The organism is Bacillus sp. FJAT-29814, from assembly GCF_001510715.1.
GTDB lineage: Bacteria > Bacillota > Bacilli > Bacillales > Cytobacillaceae > Neobacillus.
The window spans coordinates 612,721-628,029 of sequence record NZ_LMTJ01000005.1 but is presented as its reverse complement, the minus strand read 5'-3'; the positions used below and the strand labels follow the sequence as shown (position 1 = coordinate 628,029).

At 43.0% G+C, this 15,309-nt stretch carries 17 protein-coding genes; all 17 read right to left on the bottom strand.

Translation table 11 applies throughout. The features are described 5' to 3' along the window. Positions 1-6: 6 nt before the first annotated feature. Positions 7-366, bottom strand: a complete 360-nt coding sequence (locus AR334_RS15560) for a YpoC family protein (protein WP_066312973.1) — start codon at positions 364-366, stop codon at positions 7-9. Then, positions 356-1,021 carry an endonuclease III gene (gene nth / locus AR334_RS15555; protein WP_066312970.1) on the bottom strand — a complete coding sequence of 222 codons (666 nt, stop codon included), beginning with the start codon at positions 1,019-1,021 and terminating at the stop codon, positions 356-358. Before nth ends, AR334_RS15560 begins: the two co-directional genes overlap by 11 nt. A 67-nt stretch (positions 1,022-1,088) precedes the next feature. Then, a complete protein-coding gene (locus AR334_RS15550; RefSeq protein WP_066312965.1) occupies positions 1,089-1,787 on the bottom strand; it encodes a DnaD domain-containing protein in 699 nt (232 codons plus the stop codon). A 117-nt stretch (positions 1,788-1,904) separates the two neighbouring features. After that, complete coding sequence (locus AR334_RS15545) at positions 1,905-3,092, bottom strand: pyridoxal phosphate-dependent aminotransferase (RefSeq protein ID WP_066313897.1); 1,188 nt, start codon at positions 3,090-3,092, stop codon at positions 1,905-1,907. 31 nt (positions 3,093-3,123) lie between these two features. Further along, the gene (locus AR334_RS15540) at positions 3,124-3,597 is read right to left on the bottom strand and encodes a DUF5590 domain-containing protein (RefSeq protein ID WP_066312963.1); all 474 of its coding nucleotides are present in this window, start codon (positions 3,595-3,597) and stop codon (positions 3,124-3,126) included. Positions 3,598-3,609: 12 nt separating this feature from the next. Then, entirely contained in the window at positions 3,610-3,780 is a 171-nt protein-coding gene (locus tag AR334_RS28980; RefSeq protein ID WP_082692962.1) for a YpmA family protein, read from the bottom strand. Positions 3,781-3,905: 125 nt separating this feature from the next. After that, the gene (locus AR334_RS15535; RefSeq protein WP_066312960.1) at positions 3,906-4,757 is read right to left on the bottom strand and encodes a hypothetical protein; all 852 of its coding nucleotides are present in this window, start codon (positions 4,755-4,757) and stop codon (positions 3,906-3,908) included. A gap of 48 nt (positions 4,758-4,805) precedes the next feature. After that, the gene (gene dinG / locus AR334_RS15530) at positions 4,806-7,610 is read right to left on the bottom strand and encodes an ATP-dependent DNA helicase DinG (protein WP_066312957.1); all 2,805 of its coding nucleotides are present in this window, start codon (positions 7,608-7,610) and stop codon (positions 4,806-4,808) included. A 116-nt stretch (positions 7,611-7,726) separates the two neighbouring features. Continuing rightward, complete coding sequence (gene panD, locus AR334_RS15525; protein ID WP_066312954.1) at positions 7,727-8,110, bottom strand: aspartate 1-decarboxylase; 384 nt, start codon at positions 8,108-8,110, stop codon at positions 7,727-7,729. Positions 8,111-8,139: 29 nt separating this feature from the next. Further along, a complete protein-coding gene (gene panC, locus AR334_RS15520) occupies positions 8,140-8,988 on the bottom strand; it encodes a pantoate--beta-alanine ligase (RefSeq protein WP_066312951.1) in 849 nt (282 codons plus the stop codon). Further along, positions 8,985-9,821: a 3-methyl-2-oxobutanoate hydroxymethyltransferase gene (gene panB, locus AR334_RS15515; protein WP_066312949.1), complete on the bottom strand. Its 837-nt coding sequence runs from the start codon at positions 9,819-9,821 to the stop codon at positions 8,985-8,987. The genes panC and panB overlap by 4 nt, the downstream gene beginning before the upstream one ends. Positions 9,822-10,069: 248 nt before the next feature. Further along, a complete protein-coding gene (locus AR334_RS15510) occupies positions 10,070-11,047 on the bottom strand; it encodes a biotin--[acetyl-CoA-carboxylase] ligase (RefSeq protein WP_066312945.1) in 978 nt (325 codons plus the stop codon). Further along, positions 11,032-12,231, bottom strand: coding sequence for a CCA tRNA nucleotidyltransferase (locus tag AR334_RS15505; RefSeq protein ID WP_066312942.1), 1,200 nt, complete (start codon positions 12,229-12,231; stop codon positions 11,032-11,034). The genes AR334_RS15510 and AR334_RS15505 overlap by 16 nt, the downstream gene beginning before the upstream one ends. Before the next feature lie 11 nt (positions 12,232-12,242). Continuing rightward, entirely contained in the window at positions 12,243-13,367 is a 1,125-nt protein-coding gene (gene bshA / locus AR334_RS15500) for an N-acetyl-alpha-D-glucosaminyl L-malate synthase BshA (protein ID WP_066312938.1), read from the bottom strand. Between the two features lie 3 nt (positions 13,368-13,370). Next, positions 13,371-14,081, bottom strand: coding sequence for a bacillithiol biosynthesis deacetylase BshB1 (gene bshB1 / locus AR334_RS15495; protein ID WP_066312936.1), 711 nt, complete (start codon positions 14,079-14,081; stop codon positions 13,371-13,373). Further along, positions 14,071-14,490, bottom strand: coding sequence for a methylglyoxal synthase (mgsA, locus tag AR334_RS15490; RefSeq protein ID WP_066312934.1), 420 nt, complete (start codon positions 14,488-14,490; stop codon positions 14,071-14,073). The genes bshB1 and mgsA overlap by 11 nt, the downstream gene beginning before the upstream one ends. Before the next feature lie 10 nt (positions 14,491-14,500). Then, entirely contained in the window at positions 14,501-15,304 is an 804-nt protein-coding gene (gene dapB, locus AR334_RS15485; RefSeq protein WP_066312932.1) for a 4-hydroxy-tetrahydrodipicolinate reductase, read from the bottom strand. Positions 15,305-15,309 lie beyond the last annotated feature (5 nt).

Below are 15,309 nucleotides of genomic sequence, written 5' to 3'. Positions count from 1 at the left end.
AATCGTCTAGGCATCATGCCTGGACGATTTTTTTTTGATGTTTTTTTTTACATATTGTTTTTCCTGCTCAACCATTAGTTCTGAAAGCTGGCGATAGGAGTGAAATAAATTTGGCCTTGCTTGGATGAAGCCTAATCTTTCTTCTATGTTTACCGGTTTATAGTGAAACTGTTCGAAGGGAACTGGTTCCCCTTCTGCCGCAGTGCTCTCGTTTGTTAAATGTAAGAGGTGAATAAACAGGTTTATCCCTTGTTCCATTAGCTCTTTAGTCCCCTGTTGATTTCGCTCGCGGAAGTTATGTTCGAGCTTTATTTTTACAATCTTCCATTCCTCAAGCAGGTTGGAAACAGTCAGTTTACTTTCCATTGACTGCCTTCAGTCCCTTCATCCGTTTCTTTCCTTCCCTGCACAGCTCCAATAATGGACAAGATGGACATTGCGGGTTTTGCGCCTTGCAGTGATACCTGCCGAAGAAGATTAACCGGTGATGAGTGTCTGACCACTCCTGTTTGGGAACCTTTCGCATCAAGGTTTTTTCTACCTCAAGGACGGAATCCTTCCAGCGGCAGATCCCCAAACGCTTACTTACCCGCTCCACATGGGTATCGACTGCAATGGCTGGAATGCCAAAGGCAACAGACACCACAACATTGGCAGTTTTTCGGCCAACCCCCGGTAGCTTGGTCAGTTCATCTCTGTCAGTAGGAATATCACCAGCATATTCATCCAAAACCAGACGGCAAAGACTTTGAATATTTTTGGCCTTATTCCGATATAGTCCAATCGAACGAATATCATTTTGCAGTTCTTCAAGAGGGACACTCAAGTAATCCTCTGGTGTTTTGTATTTTTTAAATAAGTCCTTCGTCACCTTGTTGACGAGGGCGTCGGTACACTGCGCGGATAGCGAAACTGCTATGATCAGTTCAAACGGATTGGAATGGTTTAATTCGCAATGTGCATCGGGAAACATTTCACCGATTTTGTCCAGACAATAGCGAATTTGTCCATTGTTAAGCATTACATCTCCCTCCCATGCTCTAATAAAGTAAATAAACGAGAGAAGATGCCTCTCGTCCAGGTTAAAATTATTGTTCAAGCCAATTGTAAAATGGTACGGCTGGTTGGCTGGAGCCCTCTTTGTTTCCAAGCTTTTGTACCTGTTTTTGGCGGAATTTACGCCCTTGGTTTTTAGCCTGTTCAATCGTTTTGATTCCGTTCTTTTTCCATTCAAACAGAATTCTATCAATATAGCGGAAATTTAATTTTCCTGACATAACCGCCTCTCTTAGAGCGGCCTTGATAATGACTGGGTCATGGTGGTCGTCATCCATCCACATTGCCAGCGATTCGCATTCGAACGGTGATAACGGTCGGCCAAACTCTTGTTCAAAGCACGTATATAAGTCAGTTTCATCCGCCTTCTTGCTTTGTTCTTGGTTTAGGCGATTATTATTTAGAAACTGGTTGACGAGCTTTTCCCATAAAGGTTTAATGGAGTACTTTTCAAAGCGAATACCTTCTTTTGAATATTCATCCATAATTTCCAAGCAGCCCCGCTGAATAAGCCTTCTTAGCATTTCATGACATTCGGAAATCGAGATTGTCATCCTTGCCGAAAGCTCCTCGGGAGTAGGAAATTCATTTCCTTTTTCCAAAAAAGTTAAGATATTTAGCAATAGGACAAGTTCTACTTCTGTCATATTAAGATTGCGATATTCAGAAAATAAAAGGGCTGGAACAGTTATTTGGCCTTCCTCAAGCCATGCTAATAGGTTTTCTTTCATTCATTGGACACCTCACTGTTTAGTATATCATGAACCTTGACCTCGGGTAAGAGTATTAGGTATCCAAGGATGGTAAAGAAATCAAAAAGCCTGCGTCCCGCAGACTTTTTGATTGCATTAAGCTTTTACTTTTGCTGTCACGAAATCATTGATTCTCGTTACTGCTTTTTCCAGTTGCTGGAGCGAGGTTGCATAGGAAAGCCGGATATTTTCCGGTGTTCCGAAACCGGAGCCCGGAATCACGGCGACCTTGGCTTCCTCAAGGAGACCAGAAACGAAATCATCCACCGTTTGATAGCCGGTCATTTCTGCCGCGCGCTTGACATTTGGATAAAGGTAGAATGCCCCTTGTGGCTTTACACAGGTGAAGCCCGGAATGGAAACCAATTTGTCGTAAATGATTTCCAGTCTTTCTTCAAATGCCCGGCGCATTTCTTCGACTGCGTCCTGCGGTCCATTGTAGGCTGCGATGGCAGCGTATTGGGCAGTAGTAGTCGGGTTGGAAGTGCTATGGCTTGCCAAGTTGGTCATTGCCTCGATAATTTGTTTATTTCCGGCAGCATAGCCTATTCTCCAGCCAGTCATTGAATGGGACTTGGAAACCCCATTAATAATAATCGTTTGCTCTTTTAATTGCGGAGAAAGTTGAGCAATGGACACATGCTTGGAACTGCCGTATACGAGTTTTTCATATATTTCATCAGATACGACTAGCACATTATGCTCGAGGCAGACTTTGCCCAACTCCAGTAACTCTGCTTCCGTATAAAGCACACCTGTCGGATTGCTTGGAGAGTTTATAATTACCGCCTTTGTTCTAGCTGTAATTGAATTTCGCAACTGTTCGGCCGTGATTTTAAATTGATTTTCTTCTAACCCGTCAATGTAGACCGGAACACCGCCGGCCAATTTGACTTGTTCCGGATAGCTAACCCAATAAGGAGTCGGAATAATAACCTCATCCCCGTCATTTAACAAGACCTGAAATAGAGTATATAAAACATGCTTCGCCCCATTGCCAACGATAATTTCGTTTGGCTTAAAGCTGAGTCCTTGATCTTCCTTAAATTTCTTGATAATTGCCTGCTTCAATGCCGGCAAACCTGCTGAAGGCGTGTACTTCGTATGTCCTTCATACATCGACTTTTCGGCAGCTTTCAAAATATGCTCCGGTGTATTAAAATCAGGCTCCCCTGCCCCCAAGCCAATTACATCTTCCCCTTGTTCCTTTAACTCTTTTGCTTTAGCGGTAATCGCCAGGGTTGATGAAGGTGTCAGAGACAACACCCGATTCGCCAATTGCACTGCCATAACTTCTCCTCCATTCATCGCTGGGCTAAAGATTTTCAATTTTCTTCAGCCATTCTCCTGTTTCAAAATGAATATAATAATAATTTATTAAATCATTGTCTGAACGATAATAAATTTCCCATAACGGGATATTTTTTTCTAAACCCAATCGGACTGATATGATCTTTTCAGGATTTTTTTCTTCAAGTAATTTCTGAACCGCTTCCTGCTTTGTCAGGCCTTCCGCTGCTTTCTTTACAATAATTTTGCCTTTTTTATCAGGAACCCATGCAATAATTTCCTTGCCGTCCTGATTTTCACCTTCAATCACATAGACAGTTTCAAGACCATTATAAATATGAAAATCCTCAACCTTGCTGAAATGCACTTGGGCGCTGGCTCGGGCAATCGCTTTATTTTGAGCGTCCTTCAGCGGTTCAGTTGCACTGAGATACACTTTAATTGAAGTTCCCAAAGCAGCAATAACAACAGCTATTAAAATAAGAATCCATTTTTTCACTTTATCACTTCTTTATGTACGATATATCGTAAAGATTGCTTTGTTTTGATCTTCTTTATCAAGGGCGAGTCCAAACATGAGGTCTTGATGTTTTAATGTTCGATTCAGTGCATCAACGATTTTATAAAGGTCGGAGCCATATTGAACTTTAACCGTTGAGAGCACTTCAATTTTGCTTTCCATTGATTCTCCTCCACTTTTCTCTTTTCAAGCTTGTTAGCAAAGATTCTAACCACTATTATATCAATATTACCTAAAACCTGTCCCCCATCAAAACGCTTACAAATAAATTTTTTTATTATACCGGCCTACTGTTCCGCTTCATGCGGTATGGTAAACACCTCATATTTAGAGTCAGTAAATTTTAAGGTGATCGTACCATGCCGTTTTGTAAAATAAACTTCCGACCATGAAGCTTGCAAATGGTGAAGAATTTCGTGGTCGGGATGTTTTTCCTCCGATGTAAACAAAACCGAAATTTCCGGATTTAAGTATTGTATCAATTTTTCAGATAAAGAATCTTCTTTGGTGCAGTTTGGGATTTTAAAAACATTGATGTCCTGCAGATTCTTTTTAAACAATTCTTCCTCAGCGCGGTCACTATAGGAAGACATAAGAAAGACCCGATGTTTAAAAAAGCTCAACATAATATCCATGCCTTCATCTTCACCTGTACCTGCGAATTCAACCTCTAAGGTTAAATCGGGAAGAAGTGTTTCCTTGGTTCCCTCATTCCATGCCAGTACTGGAAGAAGGTTTTGCTGTTTCAACTCGCTGGTAACCAATGGTGCTATTTTAGAGGTTGTAATGATCTTTTTAATCTGATATTTCTCAATTAAATGATTGACATGCCGAAAGGAAAGGCCAGATCCGTCTGATGTCAGGATTAGCGTGCCGATCCTTTTAACATCGTAAAGGCGGAGCCACCCTTCAAGCTCTGCCGCGGTATCTTCCTTTCCTGTATTAACTAGGATGTTTTCGTTATTTGGTCCCTGAATCAATGTCGCTTCTCCAGAAGACAGACCGATAAATGTCACGGCCATCTCGTGGTCTTTTATATTTAACTCTATATTTTCAACCTTGCTTGAAATCGATGGTGCCCCGGCTGTCACTGATAAAGCCGGGAGCATTAAGGAAAATAGTATTAGTAAGAGTCTCATCCTACATACCTCCCATACTATTAGTATGGGTAATTTTTCAAATTTTTATCAAAGCCAGGATTCTATTGCCGTTATTATTTCATTGATGGGTCCTTTTTTAATTTCAACCAGAGGAATTGAGTTCAAAAAGCACGTCCCGTACTTAGCAGTCACAATTCTTTTATCAAAAACAACCACGACACCTTTATCGGTTTCGGTACGGATTAATCGGCCAAATCCCTGCTTGAATCTGATTATAGCTTCCGGCAGCGAATATTCTGAGAACGGATTGCCGCCCCGGTTTTGGATCAATTGACATTTAGCCTCGGTAAGCGGCTCATCCGGGGGACTAAATGGCAGCCTGACAATAACTAAACAGGATAGATCTTCGCCGGGAATGTCCACCCCCTCCCAAAAACTGCTTGTTCCAAGCAGTATTGCCTTATCATAGCGCTGGAAATTTCTCGTGAGCCTCGTTCTACTACCGCTCGTAATGCCTTGGGCAATCAACACGTAATCATCTAAAAAGCCGCTCTCTCTGATTAATTCATACGTTTTCTTCAGCATATCGTAGGCAGTAAACAGCAGCAGCATTCTTCCCTTGGTTGCTTCAGCAATTGTAATGATATGCTCTGTGATGGCGATGACATATTCATCTAATGATACGCTGTTTATTTCCGGGAGGTCCTCTGGTATGAGCATCCGTACCTGGTCTTTGTATACAAATGGTGACGGTATCTGCAGCTGCATAGTGCATGCAGCATCGAGCCCCAATTCCTTTTCCATATAATCAAAGGATTTATTGACGGTTAAAGTAGCAGAGGTAATGACAACAGCTTTTTTGGCTAAAAAAAACTGCTCCCTCAACCGCTCTCCGACCGAGGCAGGCTGGGCAATAAACGTCGTCACGTTTTGCAGTGAACGAAGATCGATTTCAATCCATTTTACATCCCTTGACTCGTGGATGAAGCAGGCCTTCAGCCTAGTTCTTAACTCCTCCAACTCATTTAAAAAGATAAATAGCTCCTCAAGTTTGCTTCCTTGGCTCTTCGTCAACTTGTGGTTCTGCTCCCAAACCAACTGTAATCTTTCACGAATCGCCTCCTGTAAATCTTTAATTAAGAAGCTGAACCTTTCGGCACTGTGCAGCACAGCCTTGCTTTCTTTACTGCCTTCCAATGGGGAAAAGCGCACCTTGGAACGAAAATATCCATTTTTGTTGGCCAGCTTCCGTTTTGCAAACAACGCCAGCAGCTTGAAAAATTCATCCATTTCATAATTCAAGTTGAGCACCAATTGCTCCATTTCAAACACCTGCCAAACCATGTTGCCGGATGCAGGTACACTTTTCAGGAGTTCCTCCAGTTCAAAGAAAAGCTGTTTATTGTCAAATTGGCCAAATTGGCTAATTAACATTCTTGTAGACAAATAATCCAAAGAGGCACCAAAATAATGGACTGCAGCTTTTTCAAGGTGATGCCCTTCATCAATGACCGCGTACTTATAGTCGGGAAGAATCGAACCCTTTTCACGTAAATCACTCAATAGCAAGGAATGATTCGTTATGATGATATTTGCCTCCTGTGCATCCTGCTTTGCTCTCTGATAGAAATCCAGTTCCTCGCGATCATGCTTTTTTGAATAAATGTCACCGTCATTCTTGATTTTATTCCAATAGATTTGCCCGCCGCTTGATAAATTTAATTCATCCTTGTCTCCCGTTTCTGTCTCGGTAAGCCAAATAAGAATTTGCATCTTTGATAGTGTTGTATCGTAATTATCGTTCTCTTCCAGCAAGCTTTGCCGAAATCTTGCCAAACTGATATAGTGGTTTCGTCCTTTCAGCAAAACAGTCCTGATTGGGAAGGGAAGAATATTCCTAAGAAGCGGAATTTCCTTATATAATAACTGCTCCTGCAGTTGGATTGTGTGGGTGCTGACAACAACCGGGCTTTGTTTCATTTTGGAAAAATATGCTGCAGGGAATAAGTATCCCAATGATTTTCCAACACCGGTTCCCGCTTCAATGAGTGTGTGCTGTTCCCGCTCAAACGCGCGAAAGACAGTATCCATCATTGCAAACTGCCCTAGTCGTTTCTCATAAAAATTAAATGCTCTGCTGATTAAATCCGTTTTTTTCTCTTCATTTTCAGGGTAAGAAATAGCTTGGTCTGTCCTTCCGTCTTCCGGAGTCAAAGAAGATTTTTTAATGGCCAAGCCTTTATAAAGTTCAATAGTATCGGGCAGGTCCATCTCTGATAGCTCCGGATCTTCCAATAACTCATCGAGCAATTGCTGCAAATCACTTTTTAATCCTCCGGATAACGGCAATAGCTGCCTTAACGTAATCAGGGGCAATTGAGTCAACCGTTTTATAAAGATAAGAAACAACTGCGCAGTAACCTCAGCATCGCTGTCCGCCTGATGGGGGCGGTCGTGTTTTAGCCCCTCTCTCTCGGCCAAGTCTGACAGCTTATAGCCGTCTGCAGTCGGATATAGAATCCGTGCCATTTCTACTGTATCGAGAACTGAACCGTAAAACCCGTCAAATCCTGCTTGAAGCAATTCTTCCTGAAGAAAAGACAGATCAAATAAAACATTATGCGCCACAAAATAAGCCCCATCCAACAGCGCCATTACTTTGGCACCTATTTCCGAAAAAACAGGAGCATCTTTAACCATATCGTCATTAATACCGGTTAATTCTTCAATAAATACCGGGATAGATTTTTGGGGATTGATAAGTGATGAGAATTTTTCAGTTATGATTCCATTTTCGATAACCACCGCTGCAAACTGGATAATCCTGTCGCCTTTTTTGGGAAGATTGCCCGTGGTCTCCAAATCGATTACAACATATTTATTATTTAACATTTGATTAACACCCCAAAGCTTCATTCCTTAAACGGTATCATAAAATAGCGAAAAAGAAAAACGAAATTGTAAGCCGAATAAACAGAAAGGTCCCCTAAATGGAGACCTTTCACTGGTTACATGATTGTATGTGCCGGTTCTGCTTTAATCAGTTCCTTGATTGTATTGTTTTCTCCCATAATCGCAACTTTTGGCTGGTGGGAGGAAAGTTTTTCCTCCAGTACTATTGCATAGGAAATAATGATCACGATGTCACCAGGCTGGGCAAGACGGGCGGCGGCGCCGTTTATGCAAATCACCCCGCTGCCACGTTCTCCCGGAATAATGTAGGTTTCAAACCTGGCTCCGTTATTATTGTTGACGATTTGCACCTTTTCATTGGCAATCATGCCAACCGCATCTAAAATATCTACATCTATTGTAATACTGCCCACATAGTTTAAGTTTGCTTCTGTGACTGTTGCACGATGGATTTTTCCATTCATCATGTGGCGAAACATGGATTTAGGTCCTCCCCTAGCGGTGTCTTTTATTCTAAATCAATAATCATATTGTCAATTAGCCGAACTGCCGTAAATTTTACTGCAAGTGCAATGATGATCCTGCCCTGTAATTTTTCCAGCGGCTTTAACTGCGGATAGGAGAGTATCTCAATATAATCAATAACTCCCTTTGATTCTCGGCAAATCATGTCGCTAATCATCCTAATGAGGCTGGCAGGATTTCGCTCTCCCTGCTGAATTGCCTCTTCTGCAGCCTGCAGGCTTTTATAAAGGACAGGCGCCTCTTCACGCTCTGCAGGTAGAAGATTCACATTACGGGAACTTTTTGCCAGCCCGTCCGATTCGCGAATGATTTCCACCGCCCGCAGTTCAATCGGAAAATTAAGATCTGCAATCAAACCTTCAATAACCGCAACCTGCTGTGCATCCTTTTTGCCAAAATACGCCTTTGTTGGCCTGATAATGTTAAATAATTTGGTTACCACCGTGGCGACACCATCAAAATGACCAGGTCTTGATTTTCCGCATAATACATTAGTCCGTTCCCGAACCATTACCGTTAAGGATGGCGGTGCCGGGTACATTTCTTCAACGGCCGGATGAAACAAATAGTCTACGTTCTCCGCCTCGGTCAGCGCCTGATCACGCGCAAAGTCACGCGGGTAGGATTCATAATCTTCATTTGGCCCAAATTGCAACGGATTGACAAAAATGCTTACCACTACGATATTTGTTTCTTTTCTCGCTTGCCTGATCAGGGTTAAATGCCCTTCATGGAGATATCCCATTGTCGGAACAAATCCAATCGACTTGCCGGACTTTTTCTGCTTGATGATTTCTGCCTGCATTTCCTTTATGGTTGTAATGACCCTCATTCTTTGCCTCCATACAATGCCCTAAGCTGCTCTTCTTTCATGGTAAATGTATGTTTGTCTTCAGGGAACACCTTTTGCTTTACATCTGATACATAGGCTTGAATCGATTCAATCATAAACGGATTCACGGTATGATATTGTTTGACGAACTTTGGAACCCGGTCAACACCATAACCCAAAATATCGTGATACACCAATACCTGCCCATCGACATCAACGCCCGCTCCAATACCGATTACCGGAATCGAGGTTAAGTTGCTCACTTCCTCGGCCAACTGTTTAGGCACACATTCGAGAACAACCGCAAATGCTCCTGCCTGTTCACACTTTTTTGCATCCTCAATTAATTTTCTGGCCGCAGCTGCATCCTTTCCCTGGACTTTATATCCGCCCAAAACCCCAACCGATTGCGGTGTGAGACCCAAATGGGCACACACAGGAATTCCCGCTCTTGTCAAGGCAGTGATTTTTTCAAGAACCTCATCCGCTCCTTCGAGTTTAACAGCGTGGGCTCCAGTTTCCTGAATTAATCTTCCGGCATTAATCAGCGTATCCTTGACAGATAAATGGTAGGTGAGAAAAGGCATATCAGCTACAATAAATGTATCCTTTGCTCCCCGTTTAACAGCTTTTGTGTGGTGGATCATGTCCTCCAATGTCACAGGGATCGTGGAGTCGTATCCAAGAACGACCATGCCCAGCGAATCTCCGACCAGAATCATATCGACTCCGCCCTGCTCAGCTTGTTTAGCGGAAGGGTAGTCATATGCCGTCAGCATGACAATCTTTTCATTGTTTTGCTTCATTTTCAAAAAATCGGTGGTTTGCTTCATCATTTCTCCTCCTTGTAGAGATGGGAGAGGTGACAAAACAAGTTTTAAGAGCATAAAAAAAATCCCTCTGAAGGCAGAAGGATTCCGTTACTCTTGACATGTTCCATCCCTCTGTCCCGGTCCGATTCACGGATCTAGGCAGAAAACTTTAATTTTAAAAAACAGCATAAGGTGCAGTTCTGGTTAGATACTGCCCGTAAGAATTATAACAAAATTACCAAAATGAGTACAAGAATTAATTTCCTGAATTATAGTTCGATATCTGCAGAATAAACATGATGAATGGTACCGGTCTGATCCTCTATTTTCAACACCCCATCATCGGTTATCCCCAGGGCTTTCCCTTCTATGACATCGGTCAGAGTTCGAGCCTTCAAGTTTTTTCCGATACTGACAGCATAGCTTTCCCATAAGAGCTTTACCGGGAGAAAACCCTGTTCTAGGTATAGCATATATAGTTTTTCAAAATGCTTGAATATGCTTCTAATCAGGCCTGCTCGGGAAATAATCCCGCCCGCTTCAATAAAAAGCGAGGTCGCCGTTTCCCGAAGCTCTTCAGGAAAATCCACTCCTTGTTGATTTACATTAATACCAATACCGATAATGATTGAATGAATCCGGTCGGCCTCTGCCTGCAATTCGGTTAAGATACCAGTAATTTTCTTGCCTTGAATCAAAATATCGTTTGGCCACTTGATTTCCGGTTTAAGTTCGGTCACTTCTTCAATCGCCTGAACAATAGCAACCGCTGTTAACAATGTCAGCTGCGGCGATCTTGTCAGGGGAATATTCGGCCTGAGAATAAGACTCATCCATACCCCGGTAAATTTGGGCGAGTGCCATTTTCGGTTCATTCTTCCTTTACCCAATAGCTGTTCCTCGGCTAACACAACGGTTCCTTCCGGTACACCCTCAGAGGCGAGCCCATGAGCGATTTTTTGAGTCGAGTCCACGGTTTCTTCATAATGAATATTTCTGCCGATAAAGGAGGTTTCAAGTCCCAGTCTGATTTCATCCGCCGTAATTTTTTCCGGAGTTTTGATGATGCGGTAACCTTTCTTTCGGACCGCCTCCAATTCAAAGCCTTCTTTGCGCAATTCCTCAATATGCTTCCATACTGCCGTCCTTGAGCAGCCAATCAATTCAGCGATATACTGGCCTGATAAATAGGAATCTTGACTATTCGTAAAAGCATCGAGCAGTTTTTTTCTTATTTCTGACTGCACTGTAAAAGCCACTCCTTAATCGTTGATTTTTCGTTTTTGATTTGACCATTTAAAATAGCGTGTTCTATCTTAAGTATGGTGTCTTTTAACCATGGACCCGGTTTGCGATGAAGCCAGTCCTTTAAGTCAGTTCCCGTTACCGCCAAATCTGAGCGTTGCTTGATTGGCAGACTGTCGTACACAGCAATCCATTTATGTACCGATTCTTCCTGCTTTATACCATTAATGACAAAGTAGAGGTTTTCGACCGATTGAACAGCTTCTCTTCCGGCCATGTAAAGATCATAAACCGGCCAATCCATCTCCAACCTTTTTCTTAAGAAAAACATTATGTGCTTTATATCTTTTATTTCCTTTACAGGCAGCCGCCAATTCCTTAAAAACGCCTCAATTTGGGAGTTCGTTAACTCCAGACAGAAGATGAGCAATGACCACCTTTCAGTAAGTCTAAGTTGATCGCTGTCAAACCTTAGCAATTTTTCAAGCTGCTGCTTTCGTTTGTCCAGTCCCGGCAAAAAATCGTTCAGCCCGGACTCAAGTAAGATGGTAACCGCCTTGTGCCAATGCGCTCCCATCAGCAATTTTTCAAATTCAGCCCGTTTCCGTTCTACAGCGATTTTCTCAAGGAGAGGGCCTAGAGTTGACAGAGCAGATTGGGTTTCTCTATCCATCTGAAAACCGAGCTGGCTTACAAACCGGACTGCCCGCATAATCCGTAAGGCATCTTCTCGAAAACGGTCAGCAGCGAAGCCTACAGTCTTAATGACTTGATCTTTTATATCCTGTTGCCCATTGAATGGATCAGATACCTTACCCTTCCTGTCCATGGCGATTGCATTCATCGTAAAATCCCGGCGCTTCAAGTCTTCCTCAAGATTTCGGATAAACGCCACTTCTGTTGGCCTGCGATAATCTTGATATTCCCCGTCCGTTCTAAAAGTAGTAATTTCATATGATTTTTGATGATGCAACACAAGGACCGTTCCATGTTCGATTCCAACATCAACAGTTCTTGGGAAGATCCGTTTTACTTCATGAGGAGTGGCGGAGGTTGCGATATCGACATCGCTTATTTGTTTGTTCAGCAGATAATCTCTGACAGAACCGCCGACAAAGTAAGCCTCATACCCCGAATCTTCCAATTTTTTCAATAAAGGTACAGCAGATAGAAACGGCTCTCTCATCCTATTCACCTTCAAACCAGACTGAAATATAGATTTTCATATTGCTCGACAATTTTGCCGGCCTGAAATTTTGATTTAACTGTCTCAACGGACCTATTGGCAAATTGGCCGTGTAGGGAGGTGTCATTTAAAAGTGAAATCGCCTTATCGGAATAATCGTTTATATCTCCTAGCTCACAAACATACCCTGTGACCCCATGCTCAATCACCTCGGGAATACCGCCTACATTAGTTCCGATACACGGAACACCGCAGGCCATCGCCTCGAGGGCGACAAGACCAAAGCTTTCTTTTTCGGATAGCAGTAGCATTAAATCACTGATAGAGTACAATTCCTCAAGATTTTCCTGTTTCCCGAGGAAAATGACTCGACCCTCGAGACCAAGATTGCGGACAAGCTTGGAGACAATTATCATCTCCGGCCCGTCTCCAACGAGAAGCAATTTCGCCGGCATACCCGCCGCGATGTTGGCAAACGTTTTTACGACGTCAGTCACCCGTTTTACAGGACGGAAATTCGATACATGAATAATGACCTTTTCATGTTGTGCAATCCCAAATTCTGATTTTAAGTGGCCGGTGTCACTTTTGCGGTAAATGCGGTCATCGATAAAATTATAAACTGTTTCAATTTGTTTATCGGGATTGATCAGTTCATGAGTCTGGTTCACCAGAGAGTTTGAGACAGCCGTTACAACATCGGATTTTTCGATGCCAAATTTAATCGCTTCGGATAACGATGGGTCATAGCCTAATACGGTTATGTCCGTCCCGTGCAAGGTCGTAACAATTTTAATATCCCGGCCCGACATTTGCTTAGCAAGTATAGCGCACACTGCATGTGGAATCGCATAATGGACGTGCAGGATGTCTAGTTTCTCCCGGTTTGCCACCTCAGCCATTTTGCTCGCTAAAGCTATATCATACGGTGGGTATTGAAAGACGGAATATTGGTTGACCTCAACCTGATGATAATAGATATTGTGATAAATCTTATTTAATCGAAACGGGATGCTTGAGGAGATAAAATGAATTTCATGGCCCTTTTCCGCCAGCAATTTACCCAATTCAGTGGCCACTACCCCTGACCCGCCAACGGTCGGGTAGCAAGTAATGCCGATTTTTAGTTTTTTCATTCGTTATTCTCCTATCAAATCACGGTCTATGAGCATCGGAACTTTTGTTATGAAGCCCTCGGCATAGCTAACCCCAACTAGTTTGCCAAACATTCTTTCTCTTGCTTCAACCGTCTCAATATAACCGTTCACAAGGGGAGTCTCGACACTTTGGGCCGTTTTTTCAAATTGACTTTTATAGGCCCTCAGGGAAGCCAGTTTTGGGGCGATAAACCCGGAAATATCGACAGTAAAATCCGGTTTATGAAACCCGTTAATCATATAAAAATATACCCGTTCTACCCGATGTGCCGCCAAACCATTTTCGGTTTGAAAGTTTTTGATTCCGGCCGAAAAGACCGCCTCTTCTACCAGCTTGGCGCAATTCCCATGGTCAGGATGGCGGTCTTCATAATAAGGGGCGAATACAATACTTGGCTTATATGTACGAATGACACCCGCTATCTTTCTAATATATTCCTCATGCAGAAGCAGGCCCCGATCCGGCATTCCCAATGAGGTCCTGACCCTTACTCCCAGCAGGGCCGCGGCTCTGGCAGCTTCCTCTTTTCTCAGTGATACCGTCCCATTCGATGAAAGCTCGGCATCAGTCAAATCACAAATTCCAATCTGCTTGCCTTCAGCTGCGAATTTGGCAATCGTCCCGCCCATGCCGATCTCGACATCATCCGCATGCGCACCAAAGGCAAGGATATGTAACTGATTATTTTTCATCCTTATCACCATTCTCCCTGGCGATATTTCTCCAATCGAGCAGTCCCTCATCCAGCCCTCTGATTAATAACTCGGCTGTTCCCATGTTGGTAGCGAGAGGAATCGAATAGACATCACAAAGCCGGACAAGTGCGGTAACGTCCGGTTCATGCGGCTGGGCTGTTAATGGATCGCGAAAAAAGAATATCGCATCCATCTTATTTTTGGCAATCATCGCCCCAATTTCCTGATCTCCACCGAGCGGCCCCGAATTGAACCGGGTAATCTCTAAACCGGTCGCCTCGCTAATGCGCTTGCCGGTTGTACCGGTAGCAAACAAACTGTGTTTGGCAAAAATATTCTTATAGGCTATGGTGAATTGTACCAAAGCATCTTTCTTTTTATCATGGGCAATTAGTGCAATATTCATCTTGTGGCTCCTACTCCAATATATTTTCAAGACCGTACACAAAGGTATTTTGTTTCATAACCGTTTCAACAGCCAATTTGACTCCTGACATAAACGATCCCCTGTTGTAGGAATCATGGCGAATCGTCAACGTTTGTCCATCAGAACCGAACAAAACCTGTTGATGGGCAATTAAACCAGGCAATCGGACAGAATGAATGTGCATCCCATCTATGTCAGCACCTCTAGAGCCCGGTAGTGTTTCCTTTTCATTTGGATGCCCCTGCTTCTTAGGGTCCCTGACTGCGGAAATCAACTCAGCGGTTTTTACGGCGGTTCCAGATGGAGCATCCAGCTTTTGATCATGATGCAGTTCAATAATTTCGATATCTGCAAAGTATTTTGCGGCCATTTGCGAGAATTTCATCATTAGGACAGCACCTATTGCAAAATTGGGCGCAATGATACAGCCAAGCTCTTTTTCACGACAAACCTGTTCAAGCTCAGCTAGATTTTCCTTTGTGAAACCTGTTGTCCCGACAACAGGACGGACATTGTATTCTAACGCAGTTTTTGCATGTCGCATGCCTGTTTCAGGCACGGTTAAATCAATCAGCACATCAGCAGTAACATTTTCGAGGCAGTCTTTAATGTCGCCATAGATTGGGACATTTCCGATTGTTTGAAAGCCAGGCAAATCGCTCAACATCATTCCGTCGTGCTTATAGTCGACAGTGCCCACAAGCTCAAAATGTTCTGTGTTATTTATTAGTTTGACTGCCTCGCTGCCCATACGCCCCCTAGGACCGGCAATAATAATTTTAATGGTTTCCAACTTAT

What these genes read in the sequence shown, in the direction of transcription:
- AR334_RS15505 (WP_066312942.1), bottom strand. Translation starts at nt 12,231, where the DNA reads ATGAGAGAGCCGTTTCTATCTGCTGTACCTTTATTGAAAAAATTGGAA.
- bshA (WP_066312938.1), bottom strand. Translation starts at nt 13,367, where the DNA reads ATGAAAAAACTAAAAATCGGCATTACTTGCTACCCGACCGTTGGCGGG.
- panB (WP_066312949.1), bottom strand. Translation starts at nt 9,821, where the DNA reads ATGAAGCAAACCACCGATTTTTTGAAAATGAAGCAAAACAATGAAAAG.
- AR334_RS15550 (WP_066312965.1), bottom strand. Translation starts at nt 1,787, where the DNA reads ATGAAAGAAAACCTATTAGCATGGCTTGAGGAAGGCCAAATAACTGTT.
- AR334_RS15560 (WP_066312973.1), bottom strand. Translation starts at nt 366, where the DNA reads ATGGAAAGTAAACTGACTGTTTCCAACCTGCTTGAGGAATGGAAGATT.
- panD (WP_066312954.1), bottom strand. Translation starts at nt 8,110, where the DNA reads ATGTTTCGCCACATGATGAATGGAAAAATCCATCGTGCAACAGTCACA.
- AR334_RS28980 (WP_082692962.1), bottom strand. Translation starts at nt 3,780, where the DNA reads ATGGAAAGCAAAATTGAAGTGCTCTCAACGGTTAAAGTTCAATATGGC.
- bshB1 (WP_066312936.1), bottom strand. Translation starts at nt 14,081, where the DNA reads ATGAAAAATAATCAGTTACATATCCTTGCCTTTGGTGCGCATGCGGAT.
- dinG (WP_066312957.1), bottom strand. Translation starts at nt 7,610, where the DNA reads ATGTTAAATAATAAATATGTTGTAATCGATTTGGAGACCACGGGCAAT.
- nth (WP_066312970.1), bottom strand. Translation starts at nt 1,021, where the DNA reads ATGCTTAACAATGGACAAATTCGCTATTGTCTGGACAAAATCGGTGAA.
- panC (WP_066312951.1), bottom strand. Translation starts at nt 8,988, where the DNA reads ATGAGGGTCATTACAACCATAAAGGAAATGCAGGCAGAAATCATCAAG.
- AR334_RS15535 (WP_066312960.1), bottom strand. Translation starts at nt 4,757, where the DNA reads ATGAGACTCTTACTAATACTATTTTCCTTAATGCTCCCGGCTTTATCA.
- mgsA (WP_066312934.1), bottom strand. Translation starts at nt 14,490, where the DNA reads ATGAATATTGCACTAATTGCCCATGATAAAAAGAAAGATGCTTTGGTA.